Source organism: Pseudoblastomonas marina, assembly GCF_034374265.1.
Classification (GTDB): Bacteria; Pseudomonadota; Alphaproteobacteria; order Sphingomonadales; family Sphingomonadaceae; genus Alteriqipengyuania_A; species Alteriqipengyuania_A marina.
Window position 1 is genome coordinate 2,502,938 of sequence record NZ_CP139718.1, and the last position, 11,967, is coordinate 2,514,904.

Here is an 11,967-nt window from a genome sequence, read left to right on the forward strand (position 1 = left end):
GGCCTCCCGCGCGGCGTTGGCCGCTCAAGATTCCCGCCTGCGCGGGAATGACGATCGTCCTGCATCATACGTTGGCCTGGAAATCACGCAGCATGTGCTTGGCGATCTGCAATTGCAGGATCTGCGTCGTCCCTTCGTAGATGCGGTAGATTCGCGCATCGCGGAAGAAGCGTTCGGCGTCGTATTCGGCGAGATAGCCCGCACCGCCGTAGATCTGGACCACGCGGTCCATCACCCGACCGCACATCTCGGAGGCGAACACCTTGAACGCTGCGGCCTGCCGGATCGTGTTCTCACCGCGGTCGACCCGCGCCGTCACGTCGCGCATCATGCATTCGGCGGCGTAGATCTCGGTCTCGCTTTCGGCGAGCATCTGCTGGATCAGCTGGAAGTTCGCGATCGGCTCGCCGAAGGCCTTGCGCTCGGTCGCGTATTTGAGTGCGGAATCGAGCGCGCGGCGAGCATAGCCGGCGGAGGCCGCGCCGACCGAGATGCGGCCATTGTCGAGGCTCATCATCGCGAAGCGGAAGCCCTTGCCGGTCTCGCCGCCGAGCAGCGCGTCGCCCGGGACGTGGACGTCGTCGAGCATCACGTCTGCGATATGCGCACCCGCCTGCCCCATCTTCCTGTCGGGGCTGCCGGTCGACACGCCCGGCGTGTCCATCGGCACGAGGAAGGCGCTGACATGCGCGTTCTTGGGCAGCGCCTCCTTCTCGGTACGCGCCATGATCAGCGCGACATCGGCATGCGGGGCGTTGGTGATGTAGCGCTTCGTCCCGTTGAGGATCCAGCCGTTTCCGTCCGGATCGGGTTTCGCCGTCGTCTGCATCGCCGCGCTGTCCGATCCGCTGCCCGGCTCGGTCAGGCCGAAACAGGCGATTTCGCCGCCCGCGATGCGCGGCCACCATTCGGCCTGCTGCTCTGGTGTCCCGCCGTTCTTGAGCGCGGAATTGAACATGCCCACGTTGATCGAGAAGATCGAACGGAAGGCGGGCGCGGCATAGGCCATGGTGTAGACCACTTGCGCATACTGGCTGGTGTTGAGCCCCGCGCCACCATGCTCCTCGGGCACGGTCAGCCCGAACAGTCCCATCTCCTTCATTTCCTCGAGGATGTCGTCGGGGACCTTGTCGTTCGCGATGACGTCCGGCTCGGCGGGGAGCAGGCGCTCGCGGACATAACGGTCGAGCTGGTCGAGGAACTGCCCGAAGACGTCTTCGTCCATGCCGGGATTGCTGGCGGCCATGCAGGTACTCCTCAGATCGGGTCGTAGGGGAAGACGTGGGCGGAGACTTCGTCGCCGCGTGCGAAATCGGGCTCGAAGGCGGGCATCGCGATGTCGGCGATCTCCTGCGGGGTCCAGCCGCCGTCCTTGGCAAAGCTGCGCACCGGGCGCGGCTTGGAAAACAGCACGATCTCGTTGCGGCGCACGGCGAAGATCTGGTTGGTGACTGCCTGTGCCGCGTCGGAGCAGAGATAGGCGGCGAGCGGGGCGATCTTCTCCGCGCCCATCGATTGCAGCCGCTTGACCCGTTCTTCGGCACCTTCGCCACTGGTCGGGATGCTCGCGGTCATCCGGCTCCACGCAAACGGCGCGATGCAGTTCGAGCGCACGCCATAGCGCGAGGCATCCAGCGCGATCGATTGCGACAGGCCGACGATGCCAAGCTTTGCGGCGGAATAGTTCGCCTGGCCGATATTGCCGATCAACCCGCTGGTGGAGGTGAAGTGGACCAGCGCGCCCGAACCCTGCTCCTTGAAATAGGGGGTCGCGGCCTTCGAGGTGTTGAAGCAGCCGTGCAGGTGGACGTCGATGACCGCCTGCCAGTCCTCGTGGCTCATCTTGTGCCAGATGCGGTCGCGCAGGATGCCGGCATTGTTCACCACCGCGTCGATCCGCCCGAAGGCCTGGACCGCGTCCTCGACGATCGACGCCGCTCCGGCGGGATCGGCGACGCTGGCGAGGTTGGCCTGAGCCTTGCCGCCCGCCTCGCGGATATCGCCCGCAGTGGTTTCGGCAGGACCGGAATCGCCGCCTTCGCCTTCGCCGCCGACGCCCGGATCGTTGACGACGACGCTCGCGCCTTCCTTGGCGCAGAGCAGCGCGATCTCGCGCCCGATTCCGCGCCCAGCGCCGGTAACCGCGACGACCTTGCCTTCGAGAATTCCCATTGCCGCTCCTTCGTTTAATCGTTCGATTAATTCGAAGGCGGGAATGCCGCAGCCGCGCCGCGGCGTCAATCGGCGGTTCGGATCAGCGGCCGGACCGGCCTAGTCTGCCGTCTCATCGGCGATCGGCGGTGCGGTCGATTCGACTTCGAGCGGCGTGCCTTCGGTATTGTCCGGGGCTGTTGCGTCAGGCTCGGGCACTTCGACCGCGCGGTCCTCGATCACCTCGGCGGCGCGATCGAGCGCGCGCGCCTCGCCCATCGAGACTCCGCCGGGTCCGGGCGCATTGTCGGGCTTGTCGCAGCCCGCGAGGGCCAGCGGCGCCGCGACGAGCAGCGCCGCCCATGCCTTGTTGGACTCCAACGTCTTATTCGGCTTCCGCATCGCGCGCGTCTTCGGCCTGGCCGAGCTCGGCCTCGATCGCGGCATCGATCTCGGCGGCGGTGCTGGCGGCGCGATCGCCCGATTCCTCGAGCGTGCGGCGGCGCGTCTCGGGTGCTTCGCCGGCGGGCGCGGCGTCGGCGGTGCCGACTTCGACCGGCTCCGCATCTTCGGGCACGTCGGCGAGCGCATCCTCGGCCACTTCCTCTACGTCGTCGCCGGCGATTTCCTCGCCCGCATCGGAGGAATCGCTGCCGCAGGCAGCGAGCGCGAGGACGAACGGAGCGGCGGAAATGGCGATGATCTTCTTCATGGAATTCTCCCAAGCCTTGAGGTTGCGCCAACGCATATAGGCGTCGGTCGGGTCCCGGCAAACCCGCTTGTATGATATAAAGCTTTCTTTATATGTGGTCCGACGATGCGGATCGAACCCACCTTGCGCGCGCTTGCGGACCCGACCCGGCTGCGGATCATGCGGCTGCTGGCGGCGATGGAGCTGGCGATCGGCGAGCTCGCGCAGGTGCTCGGACAAAGCCAGCCGCGCGTCTCGCGCCATGCCAGGATCCTGTGCGATGCGGGCCTTGCCGAGCGGCGCAAGGAGGGCAGCTGGGTGTTCCTGCGGCAATTGATCGGGAGCGCGGAAGGTCCCGGTCTCGCCGCCGCCATCGCGCGATTGCTGAGCGCCGCCGAGGACAGCGACGATGCCTTCGCCGCGCGCTGCGCCGAGGATCGCCGCAACCTCGCCGCGATTCGCGCTGCGCGCGAGGACCGCGCAGCCGAATATTTCGCCGCCCATGCCGAGGAATGGGACCGGTTGCGGGTGCTGCACGCGCCCGACGCCCCGGTCGAGCAGGCGCTCGGCAAGGCGCTCGGCGACGACGGTCTCGGGGCGCTGCTCGATATCGGCACCGGTACCGGGCGGATGGCCGAGCTTTTCGCCCCGCGCGCGGACAGCGTGGTCGCGCTCGACAAGAGCCCCGAAATGCTGCGGCTCGCGCGCGCACGGCTCCAGCACCTCGCGGCCGACCGGCTCGATATCGTGCAGGGCGATTTCGCCGCGCTCCCGCTCGACGACGCCTCGGTCGACACCGTGCTGTTCCACCAGGTTCTGCACTATGCGCAGGAGCCGCAGGGCGCGCTGGCGGAGGCGGCGCGGGTTGCGCGCGAGGGCGCGACGATCGCGATCGTCGATTTCGCCGCGCACGAGCGCGAGGAACTGCGCCAGCAGCACCAGCACGCCCGCCTCGGGTTTTCCGATGAACAGATGCTCGGTCTGCTGGCCGACGCCGGCTTCGCCCCCGAACAGGCGCACGCGCTTCCCGGCAAGCCGCTGACCGTCAAGATCTGGACCGCCAAACGCACGGGCCGTCGCACCCCCACCCGAACCGCGCGCAAGGCGCAGGAGCTAACCCGATGATCTCGCTCGAGCAGATGGACGAAGCACGCACCGCGCTCGACAGCCCGCTCTTTTCCGGTCTGCCCGGCGACCTCGACGTGTCGTTCGAATTTTTCCCGCCCAAGACCGAGAAGATGGCCGAGACCCTGCGCGCCAGCGTCGATACGCTCGCCCCGCTCGGGCCGCGCTTCATCTCGGTCACCTATGGCGCGGGCGGATCGACCCGCGAGCGCACGCATGACGAGGTGGTCCGGATCCAGAACCAGACCGGGATTCCCGCCGCCGCGCACCTCACCTGCGTCGACGCGACCCGCGAGGAAGTCGATGCGGTCGCGCGCCACTACTGGGAAAGCGGCATCCGCCACATCGTCGCGCTGCGCGGCGATCCGTCGGACGGCAGCGGGATCTACACGCCGCATCCGGGCGGCTATGCCAATGCGATCGAGCTGATCGGCGGGCTGAAACAGGTCGCCGATTTCGAGATCTCGGTCGCGGCCTATCCCGAGGTGCATCCCGACAGCCCCGACAGCCAGGCCGACCTCGACAACCTCAAGGCCAAGTTCGATGCCGGGGCGACCCGCGCGATCACCCAGTTCTTCTTCGACCCGCAATGCTTCTTCGCCTTCCGCGATCGCGCCGCCGCGGCGGGGATCGAGGGCGAGATCGTGCCCGGAGTCATGCCGGTGATGAGCTTCGCCGCGGTCCAGCGGATGAGCGATCTGTGCGGCACCGCGATACCCGACTGGATGGAGGGCCTGTTCGAAGGGCTCGACGATCGTCCCGATGCGCGCCAGCTGGTCTCCGCCACGATCGCCGCCGAACTGTGCCGCCGCCTCTATGCGGGCGGGGTGCGGCAATTCCACTTCTACACGCTCAACCGTGCCGAGCTGAGCTACGCGATCTGCCACATGCTCGGTATGCGCCCGAAGGAACAGGTCGATGGATAAGCGCGCCGAAATCCGCGCCGCCGCGCGCGAGCGGATCCTGATCAAGGACGGGCCCTATGGCACCGCTATCCAGCGCGCCAAGCTGGACGAGGAAGGCTATCGCGGCGATTACGAGCTGGACCTCGACCAGAAGGGTAACAACGATCTCGTCAACCTCACCCGGCCGCAGCTGATCCGCGAGATCTGCGACAGCTATATCGATGCCGGCGCGCACTTGCTCGCGACCAACACCTTCAACGCCAATCGCATCAGCCAGGCCGATTACGGTGCGCAAGACCTCGTCCACGATATCAATGTCGCGGCGGCGAAGATCATGCGCGAGGCGGTCGATGCGCGCGACGACGGCGTGCCACGCTTCGTAGCGGGCGCGATGGGCCCGACCAACAAGACGCTGTCGCTTTCTCCGCAAGTCGAGGACCCGGGCTTCCGCGAGGTGACCTTCGACCAGATCAAGGAGGTCTATCGCGAACAGGCGACCGCGCTGGTCGAGGGCGGGGTCGATTTCATCCTCGTCGAAACCGTTTTCGATACGCTCAACTGCAAGGCGGCGATCATGGCGGTGCGCGAACTGGCTGCCGAGATGGATCGCGATATCCCGCTGATGATCTCGATGACGCTGACCGATCTGTCGGGCCGCAACCTCTCGGGGCACACGGTCGAAGCGTTCTGGAACGCGGTGCGCCATGCCGATCCGGTCGCGATCGGTCTCAATTGCAGCTTCGGCGCCGACCAGTTGCGGCCGCACGTCCAGTTGCTCTCCAAGATCGCCGACACGCTGCTGCTCGCCTATCCCAATGCCGGGCTGCCGAACGAACTCGGCGAGTATGACGAGCTACCCGGAACCACCGCGTCTCTGATCAAGCCGTGGGCCGATCACAAGCGGGTCAACATCCTCGGCGGGTGCTGCGGCTCGACCCCCGAACACATCGCTGCGATGGCCGAGGCCGTCGCGGGCCACGATCCGCGCGAAATCCCGCAGAAAGACACCAAGATGCGCCTTGCTGGCCTCGAACCCTTCACTCTCGCAGCCTGATGACCGACACAAGCACTGCCAATTTCGTCAATATCGGCGAGCGCACCAACGTCACCGGATCGGCGCGCTTCAAGAAGCTGATCATGTCCGACGACTACACGGCCGCGGTCGAGGTCGCGCGCCAGCAGGTCGAGAACGGCGCGCAGGTGATCGACGTCAACATGGACGAGGGCCTGCTCGATGCCGAGCAGGCGATGACAACCTTCCTCAAGCTGATCGCCGCCGAGCCCGATATCGCGCGCGTGCCGGTGATGATCGACAGTTCCAAATTCGCGGTGATCGAGGCCGGCCTCAAATGCGTCTCGGGCAAGCCGATCGTCAATTCGATCAGCATGAAGGAAGGCGAGGAGGAATTCCTCGCCCATGCGCGCACCTGTATGGATTACGGTGCCGCCGCGGTCGTCATGGCGTTCGACGAGACGGGCCAGGCCGACACGAAGGACCGCAAGGTCGAGATCTGCACGCGCGCCTACGACCTGCTCACCGGGATCGGTTTCCCGCCCGAGGACATCATCTTCGATCCCAATATCTTCGCGGTCGCGACGGGGATCGAGGAGCACGATCGCTACGGGCTCGATTTCCTGGAGGCGGTGAAGGAGATCAAGGCGGCCTGCCCGCACGCCAAGACCAGCGGCGGGTTGTCGAACCTCAGCTTCAGCTTCCGCGGCAACGAGACCGTGCGCCGCGCGATGCACTCGGTGTTCCTCTACCACGCGATCCCCGCGGGGCTCGACATGGCGATCGTGAATGCCGGGCAGCTCGACGTCTACGACCAGATCGACCCGACCTTGCGCGAGGCCTGCGAGGACGTGATCCTGGCGCGCCGCCCGGATGCCACGGAGCGACTGATCGAACTCGCCGAGAGCTACAAGGGCAAGTCGGCGGCGGAGGAAAAGGCGGCCGAGGAATGGCGCGGCTGGGACGTCAAGAAGCGGCTCGAACACGCGCTGGTCAAGGGCATCGACGCGCATGTGGTCGACGATACCGAGGAAGCGCGCGAGCTGGTCGCGGCCGCGGGCGGGCGCCCGATCGAGGTGATCGAGGGGCCGCTGATGGACGGGATGAACGTCGTCGGCGACCTGTTCGGCAGCGGCAAGATGTTCCTCCCCCAGGTGGTCAAATCCGCCCGCGTGATGAAGAAGGCGGTCGCCCATCTGATCCCCTTCATCGAGGCCGAGAAGGACAAGCTCCCGGCGGCCGAGCAGAAGGCCAAGGGCAAGATCGTGATGGCGACCGTGAAGGGCGACGTCCACGATATCGGCAAGAACATCGTCGGCGTCGTGCTCCAGTGCAACGGCTACGACGTGATCGACCTCGGCGTGATGGTGCCGTGGCCCAAGATTCTCGAGACCGCGCGCGAGGAAAAGGCGGACATGATCGGCCTGTCGGGCCTGATCACTCCCTCGCTCGACGAGATGGTGACCGTGGCCGAGGAGATGAAGGTCGCCGGCATGGATATCCCGCTGCTGATCGGCGGGGCGACCACCAGCAAGGTCCACACCGCGCTGAAGATCGATCCGGCCTATGACGGTCCGGTGGTCCACGTGCTCGATGCGAGCCGTGCTGTAGGTGTCGCGAGCAAGCTGCTGTCGGATACGCAGAAGGCCGGCTTCGTCGCAGACACGGCGGGCGAATATCGCAAGGTGCGCGATGCGCGCGCGGGCAAGTCCCCCAGCGTGCTGCTGAGCCTCGAGGAGGCGCGCGCCAACCACTACGATCCGTTCTACAGCGACAAGCCCGCGCCGCCGCTGCAGCCGGGCCGCCACGTGTTCGAGGATTGGGACCTCGCCGACCTGCGCGACTATATCGACTGGACCCCGTTCTTCCGCGCCTGGGAATTGCACGGCACCTATCCCTCGATCCTCGAAGACGAGGTGGTCGGCGAGACCGCGCGCGATTTGAAGCGCGATGCCGATGCCATGCTCGACACGATCGTGGCCGAGAAATGGCTGGTGGCGAAGGGCGTGGCAGGGTTCTGGCCCTGCGCGCGCGACGACGACGACGTCACGCTGCACGACGAGGACGGCGACACGCACACCGTGCTCCCCTTCCTCCGCCAGCAGGTGCGCAAGTCGCGCGACCGGGCGAACATGTGCCTCGCCGATTTCATCGATCCGGCGGGCGACTGGATCGGCGGCTTCGCGGTCGGCATCCACGGGATCGAGCCGCATTCCAAGCGCTTCCGCGAGGACAAGGACGACTATTCGGACATCCTGCTAAAGTCGCTCGCCGACCGGCTGGCCGAAGCCTTCGCCGAGCGGTTGCACCGGCATGTCCGCACCGACCTTTGGGGCTATGCCGAGGGCGAGCAGCTCACCAACGAAGCGCTGATCAAGGAGCAGTATCGCGGCATCCGCCCCGCGCCGGGCTATCCCGCCTGCCCCGACCATTCGCTCAAACCGATCCTGTTCGGCCTGCTCGATGCCGAGAAGAACGTCGGTATCACTTTGACCGAGAGCTTCGCCATGTTGCCGACTTCGGCGGTCAGCGGGTTCTATTTCGGCCATCCCGAAGCGCAGTATTTCGGCGTCGCCCGGATCGGCCGCGACCAGCTCGAGGATTACGCCGCGCGGCGGGGGGTAAGTCTCGAACAGGCCGAACGCTGGCTGCGGCCCAATTTGGACTAGGGCGGTGAGCGAAGTGAGGACCGAAAGGCTCGTCCTGCGACCCGCGCGGATGGATGATCTCGATGCGTTCCACGCGATTCTCTCCGATCCTCGCGCGACCGCCTATTGGTCCACCCCGCCGCATCGCGACCGCACCCAAAGCAGGGACTGGCTCCGGTCGATGGTCGACATCCCCCCCGGCGAGGGCGAGGATTTCGTGATCGAGCATGATGGCCGCGTGATCGGCAAGGCAGGGTTTTATCGCTTCCCGGAAATCGGCTTCATCCTCCATCCGGATGCCTGGCGGCGAGGGTTCGCATTCGAGGCCTTGCAGGCCGTTCTTGCGCGCGGCTTCGCGGTTAACGGGCTGGCGCATGTCGAGGCCGATGTCGATCCGCGCAACGAAGCCTCACTTGGCTTGCTGAAGCGCCTCGGTTTCGAGGAAACGGGGCGCAAAAGACGAACCTGGAAGATCGGCGAGGAATGGACCGACAGCGTCTATCTCCGGCTCGATCCGCCGCATACGGCCAGATCTTAAAGCCGCGCGGCTGCCACGCTCGCGATGACGAAGGTGTTGGGGCGAAGCTGCGCCTCGGTTTCCTAACCCTCTCGCCTCTGTCATGACGCGCCGCATGTCTGCGTCGCCATCACCCCCGGAAGATTCGTCCCCAGGACAGTGTAACACCCGGTCCATGGCTCCGCTCGACGCGGCGCGCGCGACGCTCAAATCGATGTTCGGCTTCGCCGACTTCCGGGGGCGGCAGGAAGAGGTCGTCGAGCGCGTGCTCGATCGGCGCTCGACGCTTGCCGTGATGCCCACCGGCGCCGGCAAGTCGCTGTGCTACCAGCTCCCGGCGATCGAACTCGAGGGCACCTGCGTGGTCGTATCGCCGCTGATCGCTCTGATGCACGACCAGCTGCGCGCGGCGCGGGCCAGTGGGATCCGCGCAGCGACACTCACCAGCGCCGACGCCGACTGGCGCGAGACGCTCGACGCGTTCCGCAGCGGCGCGCTCGACCTGCTCTACGTCGCGCCCGAACGCGCCAGCCAGCAGGGCTTCCGCGAGCTGCTCACGAGCGCCCGCATCGCGCTGTTCGCGATCGACGAGGCGCATTGCGTGTCCGAATGGGGGCACGACTTCCGTCCGGACTATCGCCTGCTGCGTCCGATGATGGACGCCTTTCCCGACGTGCCGCGGCTCGCGCTCACCGCGACCGCCGATGCGCATACCCGCACCGATATCCTGACCCAGCTCGGGATTCCCGAGGAGGGGATGGTGGTCGCCGGGTTCGACCGGCCCAATATCCGTTACGCGATCCACCCGCGCGATTCGGTCGGGCGGCAATTGCAGGCGCTGCTCGACAGCGAGCCGGGGCCAGGGATCATCTACGCCCCCACCCGCGCCGCGACAGAGCGGCTGGCGGAAAAGCTCTCGACCACCGGGCGCGAGGTGCGTTGCTACCATGCCGGGCTGCCGCCCGATGTCCGCGCCGCGAACCAGGCGGCGTTCGTGGCAAGCGAGAACATGGTGATGGTCGCGACGGTCGCCTTCGGGATGGGGATCGACAAGCCCGACGTGCGCTTCGTCGCGCATGCCGGCCTGCCCAAGTCGATCGAGGCCTATTACCAGGAAACCGGGCGCGCGGGACGCGATGGCGACCCGGCGCAGGCGCAACTGTTCTGGGGTGCCGACGATTTCGCCCGCGCGCGGATGCGGGTGGCCGAGGTCGATGCCGGACGCCAGGCGGGCGAACGCGCACGGCTCGATGCGCTCGGCGCGCTGGTCGAGACCGCGGGCTGCCGCCGCGCGGTGCTGCTCAGGCATTTCGGCGAAGACCCGCCCGAAACCTGCGGCAATTGCGACAATTGCTGCGATCCGCCCAAGTCGATCGACGCCACCGTCGTCGCCCAGAAATACCTCTCCGCCGTCGCGCGCACACGGCAGATGTTCGGCGCGGGCTATGTCGAGGGTATCCTGACCGGGCAGTCCTCCGACCGGGCGGAAAAGAACGGCCATGACAGCCTTTCGGTGTTCGGGATCGTCGAGGGCGAGGAAGCGCTGCTGCTGAAGCCGGTGCGGCGCGCGCTGATGGTGCGCGGGGCACTGCTCCCGACCGAACATGGCGGAATGATGCTCGGCGGAGAGGCGCGCGCCTATCTCAAGGGCGAGCGCGAACTCGATCTCGTTCTGCCCCCCAAGAAGCAGCGCCGGCGGCAAGGACGCTCCGGGCGTGACAGCTCCCCCAACCCGGTCGGCGATCCGCTGTTCGACGCGCTGCGCGAACTCCGCCGCGAACTGGCTGAGGAGGGCAAGGTTCCGCCCTACGTCATCTTCCACGATGCCACCTTGCGCGAATTCGCCGCGCGCCGCCCCGCCAGCCGCGCCGAGATGGGCGAGGTCAGCGGGGTCGGGGCGAAGAAACTCGAGGCCTTTGGCGATGCGTTCCTCGCGGTGATCCGCCAATATTGACGGAGCGCCTCATTTGATATAAATATGATATCATAATTATATCGAAAGGGGCATGAACATGATTCGGGCAATGAACAAGAGCGTCGAGCGCGACGCGACGAGTTACAACGGTTACGTGATGTTGCTGCTCTTCGTGGTGGTGACGGGGCTGGCGCTGTGGGGCTTCTTCCAGAACCTCCCCGAAGACGGGATGAGCAAGGCGGAGAAGATCACCTTCGTCGCCTCGCTGGTGGGGCTTCTGATCGGCCCGATCTTCATCCTCGTCGGCTTCTTCATGATCCAGCCCAACCAGGCGGCGGTGATCACGCTGTTCGGCGAATATCGCGGGACCGAGCGGACCGAGGGCCTGCGCTGGGTGTGGCCGTGGATGATGCGCAAGAAGATCTCCGCGCGCGCCAACAACATCCATTCGGACCGGGTCAAGATCAACGATCTGCGCGGCAACCCGATCGAGATCGCCTGCAACGTGGTGTGGCGGGTCGCCGATACTGCGCAGGCGAGCTTCGACGTCGACGATTACAAGGAGTTCGTGAACATCCAGATCGAGGCCGGGCTGCGCACGGTCGGTTCGCGCCATCCCTATGACGATTTCGAAGGCGAGGAAGTGACGCTGCGTTCGGGCGGCGACGTCGTGAACCAGGAATTGCTCGAGGAGCTCAACGACCGGCTCAAGGTCGCCGGGATCGTGGTCGACGAAGCGGGCCTGACCCACCTCGCCTATGCCTCGGAAATCGCCAGCGCGATGCTCAAGCGCCAGCAGGCCGACGCGATCATCGCCGCACGCGCCAAGATCGTGTTGGGCGCGGTGGGCATGGTCGAGGACGCGCTCAAGAAGCTGTCGCAGGACGGGATCGTCGAGATGGACGATGAACGCCGCGCCGCGATGGTGTCCAACCTGATGGTCGTGCTGTGCGGCGAGAAGGAAGCGCACCCGGTCGTCAATGCGGGCACGCTCTACCAGTAA

11 protein-coding genes are annotated in these 11,967 nt (G+C 66.4%); 7 read left to right on the plus strand and 4 right to left on the minus strand.

Annotation, left to right across the window (positions count from 1 at the left end):
- Positions 1-64: 64 nt before the first annotated feature.
- The 4 genes from T8S45_RS12505 to T8S45_RS12520 form a co-directional block, all read right to left on the minus strand.
- A complete protein-coding gene (locus tag T8S45_RS12505) occupies positions 65-1,246 on the minus strand; it encodes an acyl-CoA dehydrogenase family protein (protein ID WP_322293960.1) in 1,182 nt (393 codons plus the stop codon).
- An 11-nt stretch (positions 1,247-1,257) separates the two neighbouring features.
- Positions 1,258-2,172: an SDR family NAD(P)-dependent oxidoreductase gene (locus T8S45_RS12510; RefSeq protein ID WP_322293961.1), complete on the minus strand. Its 915-nt coding sequence runs from the start codon at positions 2,170-2,172 to the stop codon at positions 1,258-1,260.
- Between the two features lie 99 nt (positions 2,173-2,271).
- On the minus strand, positions 2,272-2,553 hold the full coding sequence (locus tag T8S45_RS12515) for a hypothetical protein (protein ID WP_322293962.1): 282 nt from the start codon (positions 2,551-2,553) through the stop codon (positions 2,272-2,274).
- Entirely contained in the window at positions 2,537-2,863 is a 327-nt protein-coding gene (locus T8S45_RS12520; RefSeq protein ID WP_188640787.1) for a hypothetical protein, read from the minus strand. Before T8S45_RS12520 ends, T8S45_RS12515 begins: the two co-directional genes overlap by 17 nt.
- A 105-nt stretch (positions 2,864-2,968) precedes the next feature.
- On the opposite strand from T8S45_RS12520, the gene T8S45_RS12525 reads away from it, so the two are divergent.
- The 7 genes from T8S45_RS12525 (at position 2,969) to T8S45_RS12555 (ending at position 11,967) form a co-directional block, all read left to right on the plus strand.
- The gene (locus T8S45_RS12525; protein WP_322293963.1) at positions 2,969-3,967 is read left to right on the plus strand and encodes an ArsR/SmtB family transcription factor; all 999 of its coding nucleotides are present in this window, start codon (positions 2,969-2,971) and stop codon (positions 3,965-3,967) included.
- Complete coding sequence (gene metF / locus T8S45_RS12530; RefSeq protein WP_322293964.1) at positions 3,964-4,893, plus strand: methylenetetrahydrofolate reductase [NAD(P)H]; 930 nt, start codon at positions 3,964-3,966, stop codon at positions 4,891-4,893. Before T8S45_RS12525 ends, metF begins: the two co-directional genes overlap by 4 nt.
- Positions 4,886-5,926: a homocysteine S-methyltransferase family protein gene (locus T8S45_RS12535; protein WP_322293965.1), complete on the plus strand. Its 1,041-nt coding sequence runs from the start codon at positions 4,886-4,888 to the stop codon at positions 5,924-5,926. Before metF ends, T8S45_RS12535 begins: the two co-directional genes overlap by 8 nt.
- Positions 5,926-8,553, plus strand: a complete 2,628-nt coding sequence (gene metH, locus T8S45_RS12540; RefSeq protein ID WP_322293966.1) for a methionine synthase — start codon at positions 5,926-5,928, stop codon at positions 8,551-8,553. Before T8S45_RS12535 ends, metH begins: the two co-directional genes overlap by 1 nt.
- A 4-nt stretch (positions 8,554-8,557) precedes the next feature.
- Entirely contained in the window at positions 8,558-9,070 is a 513-nt protein-coding gene (locus T8S45_RS12545) for a GNAT family N-acetyltransferase (protein ID WP_322293967.1), read from the plus strand.
- 154 nt (positions 9,071-9,224) lie between these two features.
- Entirely contained in the window at positions 9,225-11,003 is a 1,779-nt protein-coding gene (gene recQ, locus T8S45_RS12550) for a DNA helicase RecQ (protein ID WP_322293968.1), read from the plus strand.
- 52 nt (positions 11,004-11,055) lie between these two features.
- Positions 11,056-11,967 carry an SPFH domain-containing protein gene (locus T8S45_RS12555; protein ID WP_322293969.1) on the plus strand — a complete coding sequence of 304 codons (912 nt, stop codon included), beginning with the start codon at positions 11,056-11,058 and terminating at the stop codon, positions 11,965-11,967.

Coding starts and splice junctions, on each gene's coding strand:
- T8S45_RS12525 (WP_322293963.1), top strand. CDS start 2,969: ATGCGGATCGAACCCACCTTGCGCGCGCTTGCGGACCCGACCCGGCTG.
- T8S45_RS12520 (WP_188640787.1), bottom strand. CDS start 2,863: ATGAAGAAGATCATCGCCATTTCCGCCGCTCCGTTCGTCCTCGCGCTC.
- T8S45_RS12510 (WP_322293961.1), bottom strand. CDS start 2,172: ATGGGAATTCTCGAAGGCAAGGTCGTCGCGGTTACCGGCGCTGGGCGC.
- metH (WP_322293966.1), top strand. CDS start 5,926: ATGACCGACACAAGCACTGCCAATTTCGTCAATATCGGCGAGCGCACC.
- T8S45_RS12535 (WP_322293965.1), top strand. CDS start 4,886: ATGGATAAGCGCGCCGAAATCCGCGCCGCCGCGCGCGAGCGGATCCTG.
- recQ (WP_322293968.1), top strand. CDS start 9,225: ATGGCTCCGCTCGACGCGGCGCGCGCGACGCTCAAATCGATGTTCGGC.
- T8S45_RS12555 (WP_322293969.1), top strand. CDS start 11,056: ATGAACATGATTCGGGCAATGAACAAGAGCGTCGAGCGCGACGCGACG.
- T8S45_RS12515 (WP_322293962.1), bottom strand. CDS start 2,553: ATGCGGAAGCCGAATAAGACGTTGGAGTCCAACAAGGCATGGGCGGCG.
- T8S45_RS12505 (WP_322293960.1), bottom strand. CDS start 1,246: ATGGCCGCCAGCAATCCCGGCATGGACGAAGACGTCTTCGGGCAGTTC.
- metF (WP_322293964.1), top strand. CDS start 3,964: ATGATCTCGCTCGAGCAGATGGACGAAGCACGCACCGCGCTCGACAGC.